At 71.9% G+C, this 18,808-nt stretch carries 27 protein-coding genes and 1 tRNA gene; 11 read left to right on the forward strand and 17 right to left on the reverse strand.

Annotated elements, in window-relative coordinates:
• Nucleotides 1–11 precede the first annotated feature (11 nt).
• The 6 genes from V3C34_RS12515 to V3C34_RS12540 are packed head-to-tail and all read left to right on the forward strand — an operon-like array spanning nt 12 to nt 2,483.
• Nucleotides 12–461: a hypothetical protein gene (locus V3C34_RS12515; protein WP_346007304.1), complete on the forward strand. Its 450-nt coding sequence runs from the start codon at nt 12–14 to the stop codon at nt 459–461.
• On the forward strand, nt 458–811 hold the full coding sequence (locus tag V3C34_RS12520) for a hypothetical protein (RefSeq protein WP_346007306.1): 354 nt from the start codon (nt 458–460) through the stop codon (nt 809–811). Before V3C34_RS12515 ends, V3C34_RS12520 begins: the two co-directional genes overlap by 4 nt.
• Before the next feature lie 18 nt (nt 812–829).
• On the forward strand, nt 830–1,783 hold the full coding sequence (locus tag V3C34_RS12525; protein ID WP_346007308.1) for a hypothetical protein: 954 nt from the start codon (nt 830–832) through the stop codon (nt 1,781–1,783).
• Nucleotides 1,780–1,947, forward strand: a complete 168-nt coding sequence (locus V3C34_RS12530) for a hypothetical protein (protein WP_346007309.1) — start codon at nt 1,780–1,782, stop codon at nt 1,945–1,947. Before V3C34_RS12525 ends, V3C34_RS12530 begins: the two co-directional genes overlap by 4 nt.
• Nucleotides 1,948–1,949: 2 nt before the next feature.
• Nucleotides 1,950–2,156: a hypothetical protein gene (locus V3C34_RS12535; RefSeq protein ID WP_346007311.1), complete on the forward strand. Its 207-nt coding sequence runs from the start codon at nt 1,950–1,952 to the stop codon at nt 2,154–2,156.
• A 15-nt stretch (nt 2,157–2,171) separates the two neighbouring features.
• Complete coding sequence (locus V3C34_RS12540; RefSeq protein WP_346007312.1) at nt 2,172–2,483, forward strand: hypothetical protein; 312 nt, start codon at nt 2,172–2,174, stop codon at nt 2,481–2,483.
• Nucleotides 2,484–2,592: 109 nt separating this feature from the next.
• Here V3C34_RS12540 and V3C34_RS12545 read toward each other — a convergent pair whose 3' ends face one another.
• Nucleotides 2,593–2,898 (reverse strand): hypothetical protein, encoded by a 306-nt coding sequence (locus V3C34_RS12545; RefSeq protein WP_346007313.1) that lies wholly within the window; start codon nt 2,896–2,898, stop codon nt 2,593–2,595.
• Nucleotides 2,899–3,237: 339 nt separating this feature from the next.
• Between V3C34_RS12545 and V3C34_RS12550 the strand changes: the two genes are divergently transcribed.
• Entirely contained in the window at nt 3,238–3,459 is a 222-nt protein-coding gene (locus V3C34_RS12550) for a hypothetical protein (RefSeq protein ID WP_346007314.1), read from the forward strand.
• Between the two features lie 4 nt (nt 3,460–3,463).
• Complete coding sequence (locus V3C34_RS12555; RefSeq protein ID WP_346007316.1) at nt 3,464–4,288, forward strand: HNH endonuclease family protein; 825 nt, start codon at nt 3,464–3,466, stop codon at nt 4,286–4,288.
• On the opposite strand, the gene V3C34_RS12560 is transcribed toward V3C34_RS12555, so the two are convergent.
• On the reverse strand, nt 4,285–4,644 hold the full coding sequence (locus V3C34_RS12560; protein ID WP_346008581.1) for a hypothetical protein: 360 nt from the start codon (nt 4,642–4,644) through the stop codon (nt 4,285–4,287). The genes V3C34_RS12555 and V3C34_RS12560 overlap by 4 nt on opposite strands.
• Before the next feature lie 16 nt (nt 4,645–4,660).
• Here V3C34_RS12560 and V3C34_RS12565 point away from each other — a divergent pair, with 16 nt between their 5' ends.
• From V3C34_RS12565 to V3C34_RS12575, 3 genes are all read left to right on the forward strand, one after another.
• Complete coding sequence (locus V3C34_RS12565) at nt 4,661–4,852, forward strand: excalibur calcium-binding domain-containing protein (RefSeq protein WP_346008566.1); 192 nt, start codon at nt 4,661–4,663, stop codon at nt 4,850–4,852.
• A gap of 221 nt (nt 4,853–5,073) precedes the next feature.
• Nucleotides 5,074–6,144: an IS110 family transposase gene (locus V3C34_RS12570; RefSeq protein WP_245634664.1), complete on the forward strand. Its 1,071-nt coding sequence runs from the start codon at nt 5,074–5,076 to the stop codon at nt 6,142–6,144.
• A gap of 14 nt (nt 6,145–6,158) precedes the next feature.
• Nucleotides 6,159–6,527 (forward strand): hypothetical protein, encoded by a 369-nt coding sequence (locus V3C34_RS12575; RefSeq protein WP_346007318.1) that lies wholly within the window; start codon nt 6,159–6,161, stop codon nt 6,525–6,527.
• A gap of 204 nt (nt 6,528–6,731) precedes the next feature.
• Here V3C34_RS12575 and V3C34_RS12580 read toward each other — a convergent pair whose 3' ends face one another.
• From V3C34_RS12580 to V3C34_RS12650, 15 genes are all read right to left on the reverse strand, one after another.
• Nucleotides 6,732–7,316: a TMEM165/GDT1 family protein gene (locus V3C34_RS12580; protein ID WP_068323236.1), complete on the reverse strand. Its 585-nt coding sequence runs from the start codon at nt 7,314–7,316 to the stop codon at nt 6,732–6,734.
• 215 nt (nt 7,317–7,531) lie between these two features.
• Nucleotides 7,532–8,995: an RNB domain-containing ribonuclease gene (locus V3C34_RS12585; protein WP_346007320.1), complete on the reverse strand. Its 1,464-nt coding sequence runs from the start codon at nt 8,993–8,995 to the stop codon at nt 7,532–7,534.
• A gap of 39 nt (nt 8,996–9,034) precedes the next feature.
• Nucleotides 9,035–9,781, reverse strand: coding sequence for a YaaA family protein (locus V3C34_RS12590; RefSeq protein WP_068323226.1), 747 nt, complete (start codon nt 9,779–9,781; stop codon nt 9,035–9,037).
• A gap of 5 nt (nt 9,782–9,786) precedes the next feature.
• Nucleotides 9,787–11,004 (reverse strand): O-succinylhomoserine sulfhydrylase, encoded by a 1,218-nt coding sequence (locus V3C34_RS12595; RefSeq protein WP_169701835.1) that lies wholly within the window; start codon nt 11,002–11,004, stop codon nt 9,787–9,789.
• Nucleotides 11,001–11,411 (reverse strand): rhodanese-like domain-containing protein, encoded by a 411-nt coding sequence (locus V3C34_RS12600; RefSeq protein ID WP_068323225.1) that lies wholly within the window; start codon nt 11,409–11,411, stop codon nt 11,001–11,003. The genes V3C34_RS12595 and V3C34_RS12600 overlap by 4 nt, the downstream gene beginning before the upstream one ends.
• Before the next feature lie 60 nt (nt 11,412–11,471).
• On the reverse strand, nt 11,472–12,050 hold the full coding sequence (locus V3C34_RS12605; protein WP_346007321.1) for a hypothetical protein: 579 nt from the start codon (nt 12,048–12,050) through the stop codon (nt 11,472–11,474).
• Nucleotides 12,016–13,137: a bifunctional RNase H/acid phosphatase gene (locus V3C34_RS12610; protein ID WP_068423585.1), complete on the reverse strand. Its 1,122-nt coding sequence runs from the start codon at nt 13,135–13,137 to the stop codon at nt 12,016–12,018. Before V3C34_RS12610 ends, V3C34_RS12605 begins: the two co-directional genes overlap by 35 nt.
• Entirely contained in the window at nt 13,137–13,874 is a 738-nt protein-coding gene (locus V3C34_RS12615; RefSeq protein WP_338537964.1) for a zinc ribbon domain-containing protein, read from the reverse strand. Before V3C34_RS12615 ends, V3C34_RS12610 begins: the two co-directional genes overlap by 1 nt.
• The gene (locus tag V3C34_RS12620) at nt 13,871–14,734 is read right to left on the reverse strand and encodes a Nif3-like dinuclear metal center hexameric protein (protein WP_068323217.1); all 864 of its coding nucleotides are present in this window, start codon (nt 14,732–14,734) and stop codon (nt 13,871–13,873) included. The genes V3C34_RS12615 and V3C34_RS12620 overlap by 4 nt, the downstream gene beginning before the upstream one ends.
• Nucleotide 14,735: 1 nt before the next feature.
• Nucleotides 14,736–14,808 (reverse strand) — tRNA-Val (locus V3C34_RS12625).
• 64 nt (nt 14,809–14,872) lie between these two features.
• The gene (locus tag V3C34_RS12630; RefSeq protein WP_068323215.1) at nt 14,873–15,847 is read right to left on the reverse strand and encodes an isopenicillin N synthase family dioxygenase; all 975 of its coding nucleotides are present in this window, start codon (nt 15,845–15,847) and stop codon (nt 14,873–14,875) included.
• Nucleotides 15,848–15,867: 20 nt separating this feature from the next.
• Nucleotides 15,868–16,389 (reverse strand): peroxiredoxin, encoded by a 522-nt coding sequence (locus V3C34_RS12635; protein WP_371836283.1) that lies wholly within the window; start codon nt 16,387–16,389, stop codon nt 15,868–15,870.
• Nucleotides 16,347–16,715 carry a DUF3052 domain-containing protein gene (locus V3C34_RS12640; RefSeq protein ID WP_068323478.1) on the reverse strand — a complete coding sequence of 123 codons (369 nt, stop codon included), beginning with the start codon at nt 16,713–16,715 and terminating at the stop codon, nt 16,347–16,349. The genes V3C34_RS12635 and V3C34_RS12640 overlap by 43 nt, the downstream gene beginning before the upstream one ends.
• Before the next feature lie 95 nt (nt 16,716–16,810).
• On the reverse strand, nt 16,811–18,271 hold the full coding sequence (locus tag V3C34_RS12645) for a PH domain-containing protein (protein WP_346007323.1): 1,461 nt from the start codon (nt 18,269–18,271) through the stop codon (nt 16,811–16,813).
• Entirely contained in the window at nt 18,268–18,792 is a 525-nt protein-coding gene (locus V3C34_RS12650; RefSeq protein WP_338537962.1) for a PH domain-containing protein, read from the reverse strand. Before V3C34_RS12650 ends, V3C34_RS12645 begins: the two co-directional genes overlap by 4 nt.
• Nucleotides 18,793–18,808 lie beyond the last annotated feature (16 nt).

The raw sequence follows: 18,808 nt of genomic DNA on the forward strand, positions 1-18,808 counted from the left end.
TGAGGAGCGACATGCCCAACCGCATCTACCGGGGCTCACACCCCCCGTCCGTGCTGGATCACATGCTCGCCCACCCGTGGGAACTGCTGATCGCGCTGCTGTCCGTGGCCCTCGGCGCGTCGTCCCTCGCCGCGACCGTCGCAGGCTCCCGCACGTCACCGAGCGTCGACCGTCTCCCCGACCCCCTCGTCGTCGCGCTCGCCATCATGCTCATCGTCGGCGGCGCGTGGACAGCCCGAGGCCTCTTCGACAACTCCACCGACCTCATGGTCGGGTACGCGCACGAGCGGTTCGGCCTCGTGCTCATCGGCACCGCGTGGTCGATCTACGCCGTGACCGTCTTCGTCGCCTTCCCCGGGTCCGTCAACTCGTGGGCGCTCGGCGCGGCGCTCGGCATCGGGTCCGCGCTCAGACTCGCCGCGACCGAGCGTGAACTGCGCAAGATGCGGGGCCACACATGAGCGCCGCCGAGCTGACCGCCCTCGCCACCCTCCTCGGCATCGTCGGCAGCGGGGCCGCGTGGTGGCTCAGACGCCGCGACGCGAAGGCCGACCCCCTTCCCCGGCACGCCGCTGAGGTCGCCCTGTCCAAGGAAGCGCTTGGCATCGTGCAGGCGTCCGCGGCGATGCTCGAGGCCGACGTGCAGCGACTGCGCGCAGACCGCGAGGCCGACCGCCTGCGCATCGACGCGCTGGAGACGTCCGTGCGGTCCATGCGCCAGACGTGGGGCGCCTGGTACCGCGACCTCGTCGACCGCTGGCACGTCCACCGGGAGCAGCCCGCACCCCCCACCCCCCCGCCGCTCGACTGACCGCTAGGAGACCCGCCCGTGAGCATCTACCACCTCGCCAACACCAGCGCGCAATGGTTCGCCAAGGCGTACCCCGGTGCCAAGATCACCCCCAACTGCGGCGTCCTCCACACCACCGAGGGCGCGACGTGGCCGGGCTACGGTGGCGGCGCGTCGGCGCCGAGCTACACCGCCCTGCCTGACATCAAGCGGCAGGAGCTCGTCTGGCGCGCGCACTTCCCCGACGAGATGAGCGCGCGTGCGCTCGTCAACTCCCCCGGCGGCGTGGAGACCAACACGGCCAACGTCGTCCAGGTTGAGCTGGTGGGCACCTGCGACGACAAGCACGCTGTCTCGTGGCCCGGCGTCGGCAAGGCGGGCGTGGACTACATCTACTGGCCGGACGCGCCCGAGTGGTGCCTGCAGGGCGTCGCCGACTTCCTCGCGGACATGCACCGACGCCACGGCATCCCCCTCGAGGGCCCCGACGTCTGGCTGCGCTACGGCAAGGACATCCGCCGCCCCGGCGTCTGGCCCGCGTCCTACGGCGCGTCGCCGGCGCGCTTCACCTTCGCCCAGTGGCGCTCCTTCGAGGGCTGGTGCGGCCACCAGCACGTCCCCGAGAACAGCCACGGTGACCCCGGCGCGCTGCCCTTCGCCCGGATCGTCGCCCTCGCCAAGGGCGGCACGACCACCATCACCCCACAGGAAGACGACACTGACATGGCCTCCATCTCCGACATCACCAAGGCTGTCCGCGACGGCATCGGCGCCCACTGGTCCGAGTCCGTCAGCATCCCCGGCGAGACCAAGCCGCGCACCCGCAACCAGATCCTGATCTGGGGCTACACCCGCGCTGGCGCAGCGGCCCGCGACGCGCAGAAGGCGCTCGCCATCGCTCGTGCTGTCGCCCGCCAGCAGGGCCTCACCGACGACCAGCTCGACGAGATCGAGGACAAGGTCGACCGACTCATCGACAAGGCCGACTCGTGACCCCCCGGCCGCTCGTCCTGCGCTGGGCCGACGCCCGCGTGGACCGGCTCCACTGCCGAGCCAACGACGGGCCGACCGCCCGCGCGCTCGGGGTCGTCGCGGGTGCCGCCATGCTCCTGCTCGCCCTCGCCCACCGCATGACCTCACCGAAGATCGGAGCCTGACCATGCGCACCTTCACCCTCGAGCGAGACACCGACGTGTCCGGCGTCTCCGGCACCGGGACCGTCGCCGACGGCGTCGTCTTCCCCGACGGCGTGACCGTCATCCGCTGGCGCGGCGACCGCCAGTCCACCGTCGTCTGGCCGTCCATCGAGGACGTCGAGGCGATCCACGGCCACAACGGGGCCACCCGCGTCGTCTTCCACCACTGAGATCGGAGCTTGACCATGACCACCCCCACCACCCGCGCCTCCCGGCACGCCCTCAAGACCGACGCCCGCAACCGCGCCGCCCGGACCCTCCTGCAGGGCCTCGGCTTCTCCGTCGCGGCCGCGCTCGTAGTCACGCTCTTCACCGCGGTCACAACGGCCGCGTCGTGGAGCGAGTTCGGCGCCACCCTCGTCGGGTTCTCGTTCTTCCAGTCCATCGCAGTGGCCGGCCTGTCCTGGCTCATGCGGACCTACCTCGACCGATCGAGCCTGCCCACACCGCTGCCCCTTGCCGACCCGGGCGAGCCCGACGACGACACCGCCGGCTAACGATCCACACCCACCGGTTCGCTTGCGGCGTGACCTCACGCTGCAGGTGAGAGCACAGGAGCCCCCTTAGCCAAAGTGGCGAAGGGGGCTCTACGTTCGTGTCGGGTAATCAGCAGGGGACGAGTTCGGCGGTTACCTCGCGCTGCTGCATGGCGCCGTCGATCTCGACGACGGCGGAGACGGCCGCGCGGATGCGGGCCACTGCCGCGTGGACAGCATCCTGCTCGTCCACGCCGTCTGAGACGACCTCAACCTCGACGATGCCGTGCTCGGCGTCCGCGCTCACGGCAGCGTCACGGACAGTCCCGTCGGTGTCCTCGCGGCGGACGAGCTCGGCCATGATGCGATCGCACTCGTCGAAGACGGAAGCGGACGTCGTGCTGAAGAAGTGAGTCAGGTGAACCGTCGCAGTCATTACTTGCTCCCCTCGTAGCACGGCTGGCGGTACAGCCATTTCAGTGCGTTCATCGCGTATTTCGGATCGGATGGAGTCAGGTGAATCCACCGCATGTGCGAGCCGCAGGGACAGAGCACACGATAGTACGTCGGCGGGTCCTCGATGCGCCATCCCGCTTCGTGATATTCGCCCAGGACTGCCTCAAGATCCTTTCTGCCGTGCTTCTTCCAATGTCCCACCCAAAGCCTCCCCCTGTCGATGGGCAGTGAGGCTACCCCAGCGCCCCTTCGCCGTATTGGCGAAGGGGCGCTCTTCGTCGTGCCCGCTTGTCACACCTGCGTGCCACGGTTCCGCCTCATGTGGCGCTACACCCTCGCGGACCTCCACCCCGGCGACGACCCCGAAGCCTGGGCCCGAGAGCTCGCCGACGAAGGATGGCGCCTGTGGATCCCCGGCAACACCGGCGCCGACACGGTCATCAACGGCCGCGCGGTGCGCCGCTACAGCCTCCGCAAGTGGACCGGATCCGGTGAGCCGCCACCCAACGACTGGGACTGTCACCGCCCGGTGGCATCCTGACCGCATGACCAAGGGGATCGTGGGGGCAGCGGTGGCCATGCTCGCACTCAGCGCGTGCGCTGCCCCAGCCGGGAGCGAGCCCGAGACGATCACGACCACGGTCACCGCCACGCACGAAGAAGTCGTGGTCGTCGTCGAAGAGCCACCCGTCACCAAGACTGAGACCGTCACGGCCACAGCGGCGCCCAAGCCCACCCGGCCCAGCGCCCCGAAGCCCACGAGCCCACCCGCGGGCACCTCGTCGGCCATGGACGCGCTCTCGCGGCTGCCGGTGAAGGGCCGCGCCCCGAAGACCGGGTACGACCGCGCCATGTTCGGGCAGGCCTGGTCCGACGACGTCACAGAGCAGTACGGCCACAACGGGTGCGACACCCGCAACGACATCCTCCGCCGCGACCTCACCGACGTCACCATCAAGCCCGGCACCAACAACTGCGTGGCCCTCTCCGGCACCCTGCACGACCCGTACACGGGACGCAGCATCCCCTTCGTCCGCGGCCAAGCCACCTCGAGCGCGGTGCAGATCGACCACGTCGTCGCGCTGTCCAACGCCTGGCAGACCGGCGGCCAGCAACTCATGCCCGAGCAGCGCCAGAACTTCGCGAACGACCCCTTGAACCTGCTCGCGGTCGACGGTCCGACGAACGCGCAGAAGCGCGACGGGGACGCCGCGACCTGGCTCCCACCCCGCAAGCCGTACCGGTGTGACTACGCAGCCCGCCAGGTGGCCGTGAAGAAGAAGCACAACTTGTGGGTCACCCCGCCCGAAAAGGACGCTCTGAACCGGATACTCTCCGGCTGCGGGGGCACGCCACTGCCAACCCGCTAGGCATCTTCGGGGAGGAAGATCATGGCTCGCTTCACCACGACCCAGCGTCGTCGCAACAGGGCCCAGAACAAGCTCTTGGCGATCGGCGGCGGCATCGTCGGGTTCGTCATCCTGCTCTGCTGCTGCTTCGGCGCCATCGGCAGTGTCTTCGGTGAAGAGGAGGACACGGACCAGCGCCGGCCGCTGGTGTCGACGAGCACGACCACGACGACGCGCACCTCGAGCACGACGACCAGGTCGACGACGACGAGCACGACCACCACGACGAAGAGCTCGAGCTCGTCCAAGTCGTCGTCGCCGCGCAGCCGCACGTCGTCGAGCTCACCGAAGCCGAAGCCGAGCTCGTCGTCGACCACGCGGGCGCCGCAGCCGCTGACGACTCAGCGGCCCAGCACCACCACCCAGGCACCTCCGCCGCCGCCTCCGCCGGCGGCACCGCCGGCCGCGTACTACGACAACTGCAGCGATGCGAAGGCGGCAGGCGCCGCGCCCGTCTACCGTGGCCAGCCCGGCTACGGCGACCACCTGGACCGTGACGGCGACGGCGTGGGCTGCGAGTCCTAGAGTCACGGTCAGTGTCAGGGTGATTGCACCGCTCACGCGGTGGTTGGATCCTGAGCGCCGGGTGTCTGGCTCATAGAGTCGCTGTCGCCTTCGGGCTGATCAGCATGCGTTATGCCGACGCCTGGTGTGAAGGACCGGCCGGCGTGACTTGATAGGAGCGTGGCATCGCCCCCACTGAGATGTGTCCGCCGACCGGCCCCAACCGTCCAGTCACTGATCAGGTGAAGGAGGCAACCACCATGGTTGTTGTTGGAGCCGATGTCCACAAGCGCACGCACACATTCGTCGCGGTCGATCAGGTCGGCAAGCAGGTCGGGCAGATCACGGTCGAGGCGGTCACGGCCGGGCACCGCAAGGCCTTGGCGTGGGCTCGGGAGCGCTTCGGCGACGAGCTCGTGTGGGCCATCGAGGACTGCCGCCACCTGTCCGCCCGCCTGGAGCGAGACCTGCTCACCAGTGGGCAGCAGGTGGTCCGGGTTCCGCCGAAGATGATGGCCGAGCAGCGCCGGGTCGCGCGTACCCGTGGCAAGTCCGACCCGATCGACGCGTTGGCCGTGGCTCGCGCGTACCTACGCGAACCGTCGCTGCCGGTGGCCTCGCACGACGAGACGTCCCGGGAGCTGAAGTTGCTGGTCGATCGCCGCGAAACCCTTGTCGCGCAACGCACAGCGACGATCAACTCGCTGCTGTGGCGGGTGCACGAGCTCGACCCGGCCCGGGCCCCCAAAGCTCGCTCGTTGGACCTGGCCAAGCACCAGCAGCAGCTGCGTGCGTGGCTGGTAACCCTCGAAGGAATCGTGGCCGAGCTGGCGTTGGAGGAGCTCGACGACATCGTTGCGCTGACCGCGCGAGCCAAGACGTACGAGAAGCGCATCGCGCTCCTGGCCGAGGAGGCGGCACCGACGCTGCTGGCGATGCCCGGGGTCGGGGCGTTGACCGCGGCCAAGCTGATTGGTGAGTCCGCGGGCGCGTCACGGTTCCACAGCGAGGCCGCGTTCGCCCGCCATGCCGGGGTCGCGCCGATCCCGGTCTGGTCGGGCAACACCGCCGGCCGAGTGCGGATGACCCGCTCCGGCAACCGACAGCTCAACGCCGCACTGCACCGCATCGCCATCACCCAAGTACGTCTGCAGGGCTCTTTGGGCAAGGCCTACTACGAGAAGAAGAAGGCCGAAGGCATGTCCAACCGCGAAGCCCTGCGCTGCCTCAAACGACGCCTCGCTCGCGTCGTCTTCCACCACCTGACCACCGACCAAGCAACGACCGCGACTGGACTCGCGGCCGCCGCTTGACATAGGAGTAACTCATGGCGCGCTACCCCTCCGGCATCACACCCCTGCTCGGCGAGCACGTGGACGACGTCCGAGTCCGGGCCGCGCGGATGGCTCTCGAGATGGACGCTCATCCCGTCGGGGCGACCGCGCCGTGCATGAACCCGGAGTGCGCCGGCCCCGTCGACTACGTCGGCACCGGCCATCTCACGCTCTACTGCTCCACCACCTGCCGCAACCGCACCTCCTACCTGCGGACCCTCATCACCGAGGAGCTCGAGCTCCTCGAGGGAACCCTGTCCGAGACCAAGCACAAGCAGGGCATTCCTCGTGAGGAGTACCTGCGACGGGCCCGGATGCTCCGCTGGTGGGCCGCGCGCCTCGGCCCGATCGACGACAGCTGACCCGCCCGGATCGGAAGCCGGGACGGACCACAGACGGACCAGCGCGCCCACAGCCCGCTCACAGAGCGGGCTGCACGGGTACCCGGCTTACAGGCCGGCTCATCCCCCGCACGGCTGTGCACACGAGGTCGTGCTGATGCATCCGGTGGCGTCACGAGCCACGAGATGCACCAGCACGACCTTTCGTGCACACGGGGGCGCCGGTCAGCCGAACCAGCCGAGCCCCTCGGCGATGAGCACCAGCCCGAAGATCGCGAAGGCCGCCGCGGCGCCGTACGTGATGACCTTCTCCGGGAGCTTGCGTCCGAGGATCGCGCCGGCCGCGATGGCCAGGGCGTCCGCGGCGACCATGCCGATCGTCGAGCCGATCCACGTGCCGAACCAGTCCTCCCGCACCGCGAGGGTGATGGTGGCCAGCATCGTCTTGTCACCGAGCTCGGCGAGGAAGAAGGCGACACCCACGGCCAGGAGCGCGGACCCCTTCGCCTTGCGGGCCTTCTGCGCCTCCTCGTCCGTGAGTTCGTCACCGCGCAGGGTCCAGGCGGCGAAGGCCAGGAAGGCCAGGCCGGCCACGATCGCGATGGCTCCTTGGTACTTCTCGAAGCTCGCGCCGATGAAGTACCCGATGCCGACGGACGCCAGGTGGACCACGGCGGTGGCGGCGGTGATGCCGATGATGACATCGCGGGCCCGGTAGCGGGTCGCGAAGGTCATCGCCATGAGCTGGCTCTTGTCGCCGAGCTCGGCGACGAAGATCACCACGGTGCTGAGCACCAGTGCAGAGAACATGAAAAAACTCCTCGTCCGCCCGGACGAGGAGTCGTGGTGCGACGAGCCCCGACCGGGATCGTCGCAAACAAAACCGGTCGAAAGTCTCGTCCGCCAGGTGACTGGCCCGATGTGCCGGAGCCGGGGCCGAGGCCGAGGCTCAGTGTGTCGACACACCTGTTGGGGACTACTCCCTTTCGCTGCCGGTGAGTCTAGACCATGGCGAAGAGGGTCCCTCACGCCACCTCGAAGTCCACCGTCCCGGTGGCCAGGTCGACCTGCGTCAGGCGCACGGTGACCTCGGCGCCGAGCCCGGCCGCCCCCTTCGCGCGGGCGAGGACGGGTGGGTCGAGCAGCTGGACGTCGAGCGCGCCGGCGTCGTCCCTGCCCTCGGGCACGTCGACGACGACCGCGACGAAGTCCTGCCCGACGCGGTCGGCGAGGGTCGCGGCCTCGACCGCGTCGGTCGTCGCGCGCTCGACCCCGCCGGCCCGACGGTCCGAGGCCTCCATGAGCTCGGGCAGCTGCGGCAGCGCCTCCCGCACCCACGAGGGGACCTCTCCTCCGGCGCTGAGGGCCGCGCACAGCGCAAGGCCGAACCGGTCGACGAGCCGACGCAGCGGCGCGGTGACGTGGGCGTACGGGGCGCCGATCGCGGCCTGCTCGACGAGCTCGGGCAGCCCGCCGTCGAAGGCGGTGTAGCCCGCCCCGCGGAAGAGGACGGTCGACTCGTGGATGAGCGCGAGGTGCCTGGGATCGCGGCCGTCGAGGGAGCGCAGGAAGGCCCCGTGGTCGGTCCCCTCCGGCCAGTCGACGCCGAGCGCCCTCGCGACCCGGCGCAGCTGGTTGATCGCACGCTCCTGCGGCGGGGGCATCGTGCGCAGGATGCCGACCCCGGCCGCCAGCATCATGTCCGCGGCGACCATGCCGGTGAGCAGGGAGATCTGCGCGTTCCAGTCCTCCGCGGGCACGAGCGGGCGCAGGTGCAGCCGGAAGCCACCCTCGACCTCCTCGACCTGCTGGTCGGGCATGGGCAGGGAGGCACCGCCACGCTCCTGCTCGAGCGCGATGCGCTTCTCCCCGATCTCCTTGAGCAGGACGAGCCGCTCGTCGTCGGTGCCGGCGTCGATGCTCTCCTGCACGGCCGTGTACTCGAGCCGGTCGACGCTGCGCACGAGCGCGGGGCGGACCTCGGCGGCCGTGTGCTCACCGCGGGCGTCGAGCCGGATGTCCCAGACGTACGCCGGCCGGGTCTCCCCGGGCAGCAGGCTGGCGGCCCCCTCGCTGAGGACGGGTGGGTGCAGCGGGGTGCGCTGGTCGGGGGCGTAGATGGTCTGCCCACGGCGGCGGGCCTCGGCGTCGATGGCTCCCCCGGGCTCGACGAAGGACTCCAGGTGCGCGATGGCGTACCGCACCCGGTACCCGTCTCCGTCGCGCTCGAGGTGCATCGCCTGGTCGAGGTCCATGGACCCGGGTGGGTCGATGGTGAGGAAGGGGACGTCGCTCTCGTCGCGCTCCGGCGTGGACAGCGGCGTCGCCGCGACCCGCTCGGCCTCGGCCACGACCTCGGCCGGGAACTCCCCCGGTACCTCGAGCTCGGCGCGGATCGCGTCGAAGCGCCCGCTGAGACCCGCGGCGGCGACGACGTCGCCCGACTCGGGGTTGGTCGGGCGGAGGGTGACGGGGTGCTTCGCGGCCATGCTCGCCACCCTAGATGGCGAACCCGCCGACGGCCCGGGTCACCGAGCCGTCGTGTCGAGCACCCAGGGTCGTCCGGGTCCGGCGGGTTCGTGCAGCTCCACGTCGAAAGCCGGTGCCAGCGCCGCGGCCAGCGCCCGGGGCGTGCGCGGCTCGCGGTCGACCCCGAGCAGGTGCCGGGCGACGAGACCTCGGGTGTGCTTGGCCATGTGGGTCGCGCCGGGCACCCGGATCTGCACCCACCGCTCGGCGGTCGCGCCGCTCGGTACCCACGCCGCGACGTAGGTGCTGGAGCGGCAGTCGACGACGAGCCCGGTGCCCGCCGCGGCGGTCAGCTCGGCGGCGAGGGCCTCGCGCCAGTGCCCCGCGAGCGGGCCGATCCCGGGCAGGTTGACCGCCATCGACAGCCGGTACGGCGGGATGCGGTCGTCGGGGTGGACCGCGCCGAAGAGCGCCGAGACGACCACCAACCACCGGTTGGCGCGGCGCCGCTGGCCGGGGGTCAGGTCGCCGAGGTCGAGCGCGTCGTAGAGCACGCCGGTGTAGACCTCCGCCGCCGGCGGCGCCGGGGCAGTGGTGAGGGCCGTGTTGCGCGCCACCTCCTCGACGAGGTTGGGGCTGACCCCGAGGACCTCGTGGGCGTCCTCCCTGGCGCTCACCGCGGCCACGGCGTCGAGCACCTGTCGACGATGCCCCGCGAGGTCCGGGTAGGAGAGCGAAGGGAGGTCCAGCGCCTTGCCGCGGGAACGGCCAGCCTTGGACTCCGACGGGGGCAGCAGCACGAGCACGGTCGTCAGCCCAGGGCGCGACGGAGGTCGGCGACGAGGTCGTCGGCGGACTCGAGGCCGATGGAGATGCGCAGGGTCGCGTCGGTGATGCCGATCGCTGCTCGCGCCTCCTCGCCCATCCGGCGGTGCGTCGTCGTCGCCGGGTGGGTGATGAGCGACTTCGAGTCCCCGAGGTTGTTGGAGATGTCGACGGTGCGCAGGGCGTTCATCACCGCGAAGGCCTCCGCCTTGGCCCCGACGACGTCGAAGGTCACGACGGTGCCGCCACCGCTCATCTGCCGCTGGGCGAGCTCGTGCTGCGGGTGCCCGGGCAGCCACGGGTGGACCACGCGCCGGATCCGGGGGTGCTCCTGCAGGGCACGCGCCACGGTGAGCGAGGACTCGGCCATGCGCCGCACGCGCAGGTCCATCGTCTCCAGCCCCTTGAGGAGCACCCAGGCGTTGAAGGGCGACAGCGACGGCCCGGTGTGCCGGATGAGGTTCTTGACCGGCCCGTCGATGTAGTCCTGCGGCCCGAGGATCGCGCCGCCGAGCACCCGTCCCTGGCCGTCGATGTGCTTGGTCGCGGAGTACACGACGATGTCGGCGCCGTGCTCGAGGGGTCGGGAGAAGACCGGGGTGCCGAAGACGTTGTCGACGACGACCTGGGCGCCGGCGGCGTGCGCCAGCTCGCTGACCGCGGCGATGTCGACGAGCTCCTGCATCGGGTTGCTCGGCGTCTCGAAGAAGACCGCGGTCGTCGGCTCGGAGAGCGCCTCGCGCCACTGGTCGAGGTCGGGGCCGTCGACGAGGACGGTCTCGACACCCCAGCGCGGGAGGATCTCGTCGACGATGACGAAGCAGCTGCCGAAGAGCCCGCGCGAGGAGACCAGGCGGTCCCCCTTCCCCAGCAGCGCCGCCAGGGCGGTGAAGACCGCGGACATGCCGGAGGCGGTCGCGTAGGCGGCCTCGGCGCCCTCGAGCAGCCGCAGCCGCTCCTCGAGCATGGCGACGGTCGGGTTGCCGTAGCGCGAGTAGACGAACTTCTCGACCTCGTCGGTGAAGGCCGCCTCGGCCTCCTCGGCGCTGCCGTAGACGAAGCCGGAGGTCAGGAAGAGCGCCTCGGAGGTCTCGTCGAAGGTCGTGCGGGCCTGCCCGCCGCGCACGGCGAGGGTCTGCGGGGACAACCCCTCCGGGTCGAGGTAGGGCCGCGGGTTGCCCGGGCCGAAGGGGGCCGCGCTCACCCCTGCCTCCACGGCAGACCGGCCTGCTTCCAGCCGTTGACCGCGCGGTGGCCGCGCGCGTCCAGCTCACCCTCGAAGCCCTCGCGCACGTTGATCGCCTCGGCGTAGCCGGCAGCGGCGGCGGCGACCTGGGCGGCCGCCGAACGGGCACCCGAGCGGCAGAGGAAGAGGACCGGCGCCTCGGTCGGCACGCTCGCCCGGAGCTCGTCGAGGAAGGCGTGGTTGGGCGCGCCCTCGGGGAAGGTCGTCCACTCGATGGGGATGACCTGCTTGCCGAGAGCGGTGAGGTCGGGGAGTCCGACGAAGGACCACTCGGCGCGGGTGCGCACGTCGACGAGGACCGCGTGCGGGTCGCTGCCGAGTCGCTCCCACGCCTGCTGGGGGGTGAGGTCTGCGGGCGGGGTCATGACGGACAGGTTAGGTTCCGGGACCACCGTCGACGCACACGGGGTCAGGACCCGAGACGCTCAGTGGCCGAGGTCGATGCCGCGGCTGACGAGCCACGACGTCGCCAGGAACCGCAGGAGGCACCCGGCCGTCGTGACGACGAGGAAGACCACGATGTTGAGCCGCTTGATGCCGGCCGCGACGGTGACCACGGCGAGCGGCGGGAAGCCGATGCCCGAGCTGGCGAGCAGGACGAGCGGGCCCAGCCGCGGACGGTCGAGGACGTCGATCATCGCCTTGCTCCACCGGGTGAGGCGCGCGCGGACCGGGCCGGGAGGCGTGCGCTCCACCTGTGCCTCCCGGGCCTCCTTCTCCTCCCGACGACGGGTGTACGCCTCCGCTCCCTTCGCCGCCGCCACGAAGTGGGTCATCTTGCCCGCGACGAGCCCGATCGTCATGACGGTGACGTGCAGCAGCCATGAGTCGGGGAAGATCACCGGCGCGGCGAGGGCGTAGATCTCGGCGTTGAGCGGTGGGAAGAAGGCGGACAGCAGGCCGAAGAGCGCGGCACCGATGAGGCCGGACGCGGTCAGCCAGGTGGGCAGGTCGGTGATGTCCCGCTCCTCACGTGCGGTTGGTGAAGGCCACGACGGCCTCACCACCGGGCCAGGCCTCGACGGCCGTCAGCGAGCCCGGGCTGCCGGCGATGCGCCAGAGCCGCTCGTGCGGCAGGCCGAGGACGTGGGCGAGGACGACGAGGATGGGTTTGCGGTGCGAGGCGATGACGACCGTGCCGCCTCCGGCGACGACCGCCTCCCAGGCCGCGAGGACGCGTTCGGCCATCTGCGTGTGCGACTCCCCGCCCGGTCGGGCGTAGCCGGGGTCCTCGCGCAGCGCGCGGAAGTCCTCGCGGTGGGCGGCGAGGAGGTCGGTGACGGCCTGCCCGTCCCAGTCGCCGAAGGACTGCTCGTCCCAGGCCGGGTCCGCCTGCGGGGTCACGCCGAGACGGTCGGCGATGACACCACCGGTCTGCCGGGCCCGGGCCAGATCGGAGGTGATGACGCGGACCTCGGCGTCACCGACCAGCTCGGCGACGAGCTCGCCCGCCCGGACCGCCTGCGCCCGGCCGGCGTCGGTGAGGCCCGGGTCGAGGCCGCCGCGACCGTCGATGCGGGACTGCTCGGTGAGCTCGGTGACGCCGTGGCGCACGAGGACGACCCGGGTCGCCTCACCGCGTCCGGCGCGCGGGCGCACCGGCTCCTGCTCCCCGTCGCGGGACGGGGAGAGGTCGTCACCCGCCTGCTCGCTGCCGTGGTGGTCCTCGACGTGCTCGCCGTCCATGCCGCGGTTGGACAGCGCGTCGGCATCGGCGTTGTCGGCCCGCGGGACCCAGGTGAACTCGACCGACCCCCCGGCCCGGGTGATCTGCTGGACGAGGTCCCGCCCCTGCAGCGCCAGCTCGCGCATGTCGGGGTGCTTGATCTTCCACCGGCCCGACATCTGCTCGACGACGAGCTTGGAGTCCATCGCCACGACGACGTCCGCGTCGGGGCAGATCCGGTGCGCCGCAGCGAGTCCCGCGAGCATGCCGCGGTACTCGGCGACGTTGTTGCTGGCCGTGCCCAGGGGCGCCGCCAGCTCCACGAGCACGGTGCCGCCCTCGTCCCGCACGAGTGCGCCGTAGCCGGCGACACCGGGGTTGCCCCGGGACCCGCCGTCGGCCTCGACGCGGAGGGCGCGCCCCATCAGTCGTCGGAGTGCGTGCGCACGAGGATGCGGCCGCACTCCTCGCAACGGACGACCTCGTTGGACGCCGCCTTCTCGATCGCGGCCCGGTCGACCGGGTTCAGCTCGAGCCGGCACCCGCCGCAGCGGCCCTGCTGGAACTCGGCAGCGCCCAGGCCGCCCGAGGATGCACGGATCCGGTCGTACAGGGCGAGCAGCGGGTCGTCGATGCTGCCGGTCAGCTCCGCGCGGGGCGCGGACACGCTCGCGCGCTCGGCGTCGAGCTCGGCCACCGCGGCGTCGCGCTCGGCGGTCAGCCGGTCGACCTCGGCCTGGGCCTCCTCGCGGGCGCTCGTCAGCTCGGCGAGACGGGCCTCGGCGCCCTCCTGGCGCTCCATGACCTCGATCTCGACGTCCTCCAGCTCGGCCTGGCGCCGAGCGAGGGACTCGAGCTCGTGCTGCATCGCCGTGAGGTCCTTGGGCGTGCCCTGGCCGGCGTCGAGCCGAGCCTGGTTGCGGGCGGTGCGGTCGCGCACCTGCTGCACGTCGGACTCGGCGCGCTCGACCTCACGGCGGATGTCGGACAGGCCCGTCTCGACGCGCACGACGTCGTCGGAGACGGTCTGCAGCCGGGCGCTCGCCTCCTTGAGGGCGGCGATCTGGGGCACGCGGCCCCGGGCGTGGTCGATCTGCTGCAGGCGCGTGTCGAGCGCCTGCAGCTTCAGCAGCCGGGCCTGGACGAAGGGGTCTGCCTTCACTGCGGGTCTCCTTGGTCGGGTCGTGCGCCGACGGTGAAGCTCCACGGGTCGGTGCAGATGGTGCTCACGTGGGTCTCCAACCCAACCACGTCGCCCCCGGCGGCCGCGAGCGACTCCCCGAGCCGGGTGAGCATCTCCCCCAACCACAGCGACTCGGTCGCCCAGTGGCCGGCGTCGACGAGGAAGGGGGTGCCGCCCCGCGTCGTCGCGTCCTCCCGGGCCTCGAGGGCCGGGTGGTGGCGGAGGTCGGAGGTCACGTAGACGTCGGCCCCGGCCGCCGCGGCCGCGTCGACGAGCCCGTCGCCGGCACCGCCGAGCAGGGCCACGCGGCGGACCCGTCCGTCGGCCGGCCCGGAGACCCGGATCCCCGCCGGTGCGGGCGGGAGCGCCGCCGCCAGGGACCGGGCGAACTGGGCGAGGGAGACCTCCGCGGGCAGGTCGCCGACCCGCCCCATGGCCCGCCCCTCCTCGAGCGTGAGCGGCTCGGTGGCGGTCAGGCCGCACGCCGCCGCGAGGGCGGTGTTGACGCCGGGCTCGGCGACGTCGGCGTTGGTGTGGGCCACGTAGAGCGCGACGTCGCCGACGACGAGGGAGGTGACGGCCGCTCCCTTCGCGCTCGTCGTGGCGACGGAGTGCACGCCGCGCAGCAGCAGGGGGTGGTGCGTGACGAGCAGGTCGGCCCCGGCCTCGCGGGCCTCCTCGATGACCTCGAGGGTGGGGTCGACGGCGGCGTGGATCCGCCGGACGGGCTGCTCGGGGTCACCGGTGACGAGGCCGACCCTGTCCCACGACTGGGCGGTGTCGACCGGGTACATCTCCTCGAGCGCCGTGAGGACGTGCCGCAACCGGATGGTCTCCATGTGGGCCCGGCCGGGCTCGAACCGACGACACCCGCGGTGTAAACGCGGTGCTCTACCACCTGAGCTACAGGCCCCCGGCGCCTCACTGCGCCGGCCGTCATTGTGTCAGGCCGACGCCGCCCTCGAGGACGTCGTGCGTCAGAGCCGCCGCGCGTCCTCGATGAGGTTGATCTCGTAGAGGACGAGGTCGAGGGCGTCGGCCGCGCTGATCGGCGAGAACAGCTGCGGCGTCTGGTCCGTCACGGTCGACACGAGCGGGCTGAGGACGGTCCACGGCGTCGGGTGGGTGAACTGGACCACGGAGTACCGGTCGCCGTCCTGGCCGGGGGAGGCGACGACGCGGTGGATGCCCGGCTCGATGGCGCCGTTGGTGACGACCTCGAGCATGAGCCCGGTGTTGATGATCGCGCCGCCCTCGGGGGCGATGGCGTCGACCCACTCCCCGCTGTCCTTCAGGCGCACCTGCAGCCCGGCCGCGGTGGCGCGGGGCAACGCGGTGATGAGGTTGATGTCGGCGTGCTCGGCGGCCCAGACGTGCGGCGCGTCCGGGGCGGACTCCATCGCCGGGTAGTGGATCGCGCGGGAGAGCGTGGGCCCGTCGACGAGCATCTTCTCGAAGTAGTCCGGGTGCGCGCCCACGCCGGTGGCGATGATCCGCAGGACGCGGCGCTGGAGGTCAGCCACCGACCGGTGGAAGGCCGTCAGCGTCTCGGTGATGCCCGGGACGGCCGACTCCGGGAGCACGGGGTCGTGGTAGCGGTGCGGGTAGCGCGTGCGCAGCGGGTGCCCGGCCGGGATCGAGGGACCCCAGTTGAGCATCTCCTTCCAGTCCGCGACGTCGGCGGTGGCCGCGGTCTCGACGAGCAGGCCCGTGTAGCCGGTCTGGCCGTGCGTGCCGGGGGCGACGAACTGCTCCTTGACCTCGCGCTCGGCGGAGAAGAACTCCTCGAGCATCCCGTAGGCGGAGTCGATGAGGTCCTCGGACAGGTCGTGCCTGACGTAGACGAAGCCGGTCTCCAGCGACGTCATCAGGCCGTCGACGACGGCCCGGGCGCGCTCACCGTCCCCGGACTCGAAGGCCAGCAGGTCCACCTCGAGGATGTCGTCGCTCATGGTGGCGGACGATACCTGCCTCAGGCCGGCTGATCGTCCTGGCCGAGTGCCGCGAGCGCCTCGTGGTAGCCGCTGAGATCCCGGGCCTGGCCGGTGGGGTTGACGAGGGACCAGGCGATCCGAGCGTCGGGGCCGACGAGGAAGGTCCCGCGCAGCGCCATCCCCCGCTCCTCGTCGAGGACGCCGTAGCTGTCGGCCACCGCCCCGTGTGGCCAGAAGTCGGACAGCAGCGGGAAGAAGTAGCCCTCCCGGTCGGCCCAGGCCCGCAGGCTGAACATCGGGTCGCACGAGATCGCCCAGGTGGTCACCCGGTCGGACTCGAAGCGCCCCAGGTCGTCACGGATCTCACCGAGCTCGCCGGTGCAGATGCCCGAGAAGGCGAAGGGGTAGAAGACGAGCAGCACGGCCCGCTCGCCGAGATGCTCGGAGAGGGTGACGTCGCGGCCGTTCTGGTCGCGCAGGGTGAAGTCGGGCGCGTGGGCGCCGACGGCGAGGGCGCTCAGCGTGCACCCTTGCGTGCCGCGAGGCGGGTCGCGACCCACTCCTCGGAGCACATGACGGACCCGGAGGTGTGCAGCCCCGCGGTCTTGGCGGCCTCGTCGACCTCGCTGGGGTCGACCTCGTCCTGCTGGCCGGGTCGCGGCGTCACGAGGACGATCGAGGACCCCTCCGCGAGCGTGCCGAGGGTGTCCACGAGCGCGTCGGTGAGGTCACCGTCCCCGTCGCGCCACCACAGGATCACCGCGTCGACGACACCGGTGTAGTCCTCGTCCTCGAGCTCTTCGCCGATGACGTCCTGCACGGCCGAGCGCAGCTCGTCGTCCACGTCGTCGTCCCAGCCGTACTCCTGGACGACCTGCCCGGTCATGAAGCCCAGCTTCTCGACGGCGGTCGTGGCGAGCTCACCTCCTGAGGTCGACTCCCCGGTCTCCACGCTGGTCCTCTCTGCTGTTCGCTGATCATTCATCGGTCACAGTCCATCGTGTCCGGCGCGGGATCGCAACCACCGGTCCCCTCGTCGTCGTGGCGCGCACCCCGCGCACGCTCCGCCGTGAGCGCCCTCAGGCCCTCCGCCCGTGCCCGGTCCAGTCCCGCGACGCTCGGTCTGACCGGCCCCACCGTGCTCACCACGTCGACCCTGGCGAGGTCCAGCCGGCGGGCGATCGGACCCTGCGCGACGGTCAGGGACTGGACCCGACCCCAAGGCGCGATCGCGAGCCGGCGCTCCAGCCACCCGGACCGGGTGACCAGGGCACGGCCGCCGACGAGGTACCCGATCCGCCGGTGCGCGAAGGGGAAGAGCCACCGGGCGCGCGCCGGCTGGCCGACGAAGCCCGCAGGCGTGCCGTCCAGGAGCGCGGCCACCTCCGCCGTCGTGCCGCGGTCGCGCGTGACGACCTCGAGGAGGGCGAGCACCTCGGGCGTCGTCGCGACCGGCACGAGGACGGTGTCGGCGGCCGACTCGCTCGCCGAGCCGATCCGGGCCCCGGCGACGTTGACCTCGAGGGACCACCACCCCGCCCTCCGCCAGAAGAGCGGCTGCTTGATGGCGACGGCCTGGACGCGCTGCAGCGGCACCGTCGAGGTGCGGGTGTCGGTGAGCCCCCGCTGGCTGCTCAGGGTGTCGCCGCTGCGCGTGACGGTGAGGCCGTACCAGCGCGCGAGCCGACCCAGGGAGCGCAGCCCGCCGAGGATGACGAAGGGGATGAAGCCGGTGACGACCGGCGCGAGGTCGAGCAGCGTGAGCACCAGACCCACGACGGCCGCGACGACCACGAGGACGGCGTCGCCGCTCAGGACGATCGAGGCGAGCAGCCGCGAGACGGGCATCGCGAGGACGAGCTCGCCGACGGCCCGCTGGGCCGGCGGGACGCTGCCCGGCTCGCTCGCCGCGGCCTCGGGGACGGCCCGGACGACGGCCGGCGCGCTGGCCGCGTCGGCGAGCCCGAGCAGCCGCTCGCGCACCTGCTCGGCGTCCCGCAGCGACAGGTAGGCGATCGAGACGTGCGAGTCCCCGCCGCCCGCCGACTCGACGCGCACCTCCGACAACCCCGTGAGGCGGGCGAGCAGCGGCCGCACGAGGTCGACGGCCTGGATGCGGTCGTAGCGCACCTGCCGGTGCTGGCGGAAGACGGCGCCGGTGTGCATCTCCAGGCTCTCCTCGCCGAGGCGGTACCGCGTGAACCACCACGAGACGAGGCCGAGGGCGACGGCGCCGAGCACGACGACGGCCACGCCCGCCAGCTGCAGCAGGCCGAAGCCGATGCTCCCCGCGTCCCCCGGGGCGTCGGTGAGCAGCCCCGCGACCCGGTCCACCTGCTGGGAGACGACGTAGCCGAGGACCGCGAGCACGACGAGTCCGCCACGCACGTACGGCGAGAGCGGGTGCACCCGGACGAAGCCGTCCGCGTCGGGCTCGCTCACAGCCCGGCCCGTTGCGCCTCGCCGCGTGCGGCGAGGCGTACGCGCAGCTCCTCGGCGACCTCGACGGGTAGCCCGGGGATGTCGCCGCTGCTCTGCGGCGAGGCCGTGTTGACGGTGAGGTCGGCGATCCCCTTCGCCCGCTTGAAGGGCCCGGAGACGATGTCGACGTACTGGATCCGCCCGTACGGGATCGTCACCATGTGCCGCCAGAAGCGTCCCTTGCGGATCGCCAGCTCCTCGGGCAGCTCGGCCCAGCTGACGGCGGTGACCTGCCGCGGGATGAGCCACATGAGCCACAGCCACAGCAGCACGAGGACGACGGCGGGGATCGCGCACCACCGCGTGAGCAGCACCGCGCAGACGACCAGGGCGATGACGAAGGGGGCGATCACCACGGTCGTCGAGACGCGGCGCACGTGCGTCAGCGCGGGCGAGACCGGGCGCCAGCGGGCCCCGTGGTCACCGGTCAGCGGGAGCACGGTCGGTCCGGGCGGAGGGGGCGGGGTCGCGGGGTCGTCCACCGCTCCATCTCACCAG

Source organism: Janibacter terrae (assembly GCF_039636765.1).
GTDB lineage: Bacteria > Actinomycetota > Actinomycetes > Actinomycetales > Dermatophilaceae > Janibacter > Janibacter terrae.

Coding starts and splice junctions, on each gene's coding strand:
- V3C34_RS12515 (WP_346007304.1), top strand. CDS start 12: ATGCCCAACCGCATCTACCGGGGCTCACACCCCCCGTCCGTGCTGGAT.
- V3C34_RS12540 (WP_346007312.1), top strand. CDS start 2,172: ATGACCACCCCCACCACCCGCGCCTCCCGGCACGCCCTCAAGACCGAC.
- V3C34_RS12630 (WP_068323215.1), bottom strand. CDS start 15,847: ATGAGCGACGACATCCTCGAGGTGGACCTGCTGGCCTTCGAGTCCGGG.
- V3C34_RS12585 (WP_346007320.1), bottom strand. CDS start 8,995: ATGGCCGCGAAGCACCCCGTCACCCTCCGCCCGACCAACCCCGAGTCG.
- V3C34_RS12600 (WP_068323225.1), bottom strand. CDS start 11,411: ATGACCCCGCCCGCAGACCTCACCCCCCAGCAGGCGTGGGAGCGACTC.
- V3C34_RS12610 (WP_068423585.1), bottom strand. CDS start 13,137: ATGGGGCGCGCCCTCCGCGTCGAGGCCGACGGCGGGTCCCGGGGCAAC.
- V3C34_RS12580 (WP_068323236.1), bottom strand. CDS start 7,316: ATGTTCTCTGCACTGGTGCTCAGCACCGTGGTGATCTTCGTCGCCGAG.
- V3C34_RS12545 (WP_346007313.1), bottom strand. CDS start 2,898: ATGACTGCGACGGTTCACCTGACTCACTTCTTCAGCACGACGTCCGCT.
- V3C34_RS12550 (WP_346007314.1), top strand. CDS start 3,238: ATGTGGCGCTACACCCTCGCGGACCTCCACCCCGGCGACGACCCCGAA.
- V3C34_RS12575 (WP_346007318.1), top strand. CDS start 6,159: ATGGCGCGCTACCCCTCCGGCATCACACCCCTGCTCGGCGAGCACGTG.
- V3C34_RS12535 (WP_346007311.1), top strand. CDS start 1,950: ATGCGCACCTTCACCCTCGAGCGAGACACCGACGTGTCCGGCGTCTCC.
- V3C34_RS12620 (WP_068323217.1), bottom strand. CDS start 14,734: ATGGAGACCATCCGGTTGCGGCACGTCCTCACGGCGCTCGAGGAGATG.
- V3C34_RS12640 (WP_068323478.1), bottom strand. CDS start 16,715: ATGACCGGGCAGGTCGTCCAGGAGTACGGCTGGGACGACGACGTGGAC.
- V3C34_RS12520 (WP_346007306.1), top strand. CDS start 458: ATGAGCGCCGCCGAGCTGACCGCCCTCGCCACCCTCCTCGGCATCGTC.
- V3C34_RS12555 (WP_346007316.1), top strand. CDS start 3,464: ATGACCAAGGGGATCGTGGGGGCAGCGGTGGCCATGCTCGCACTCAGC.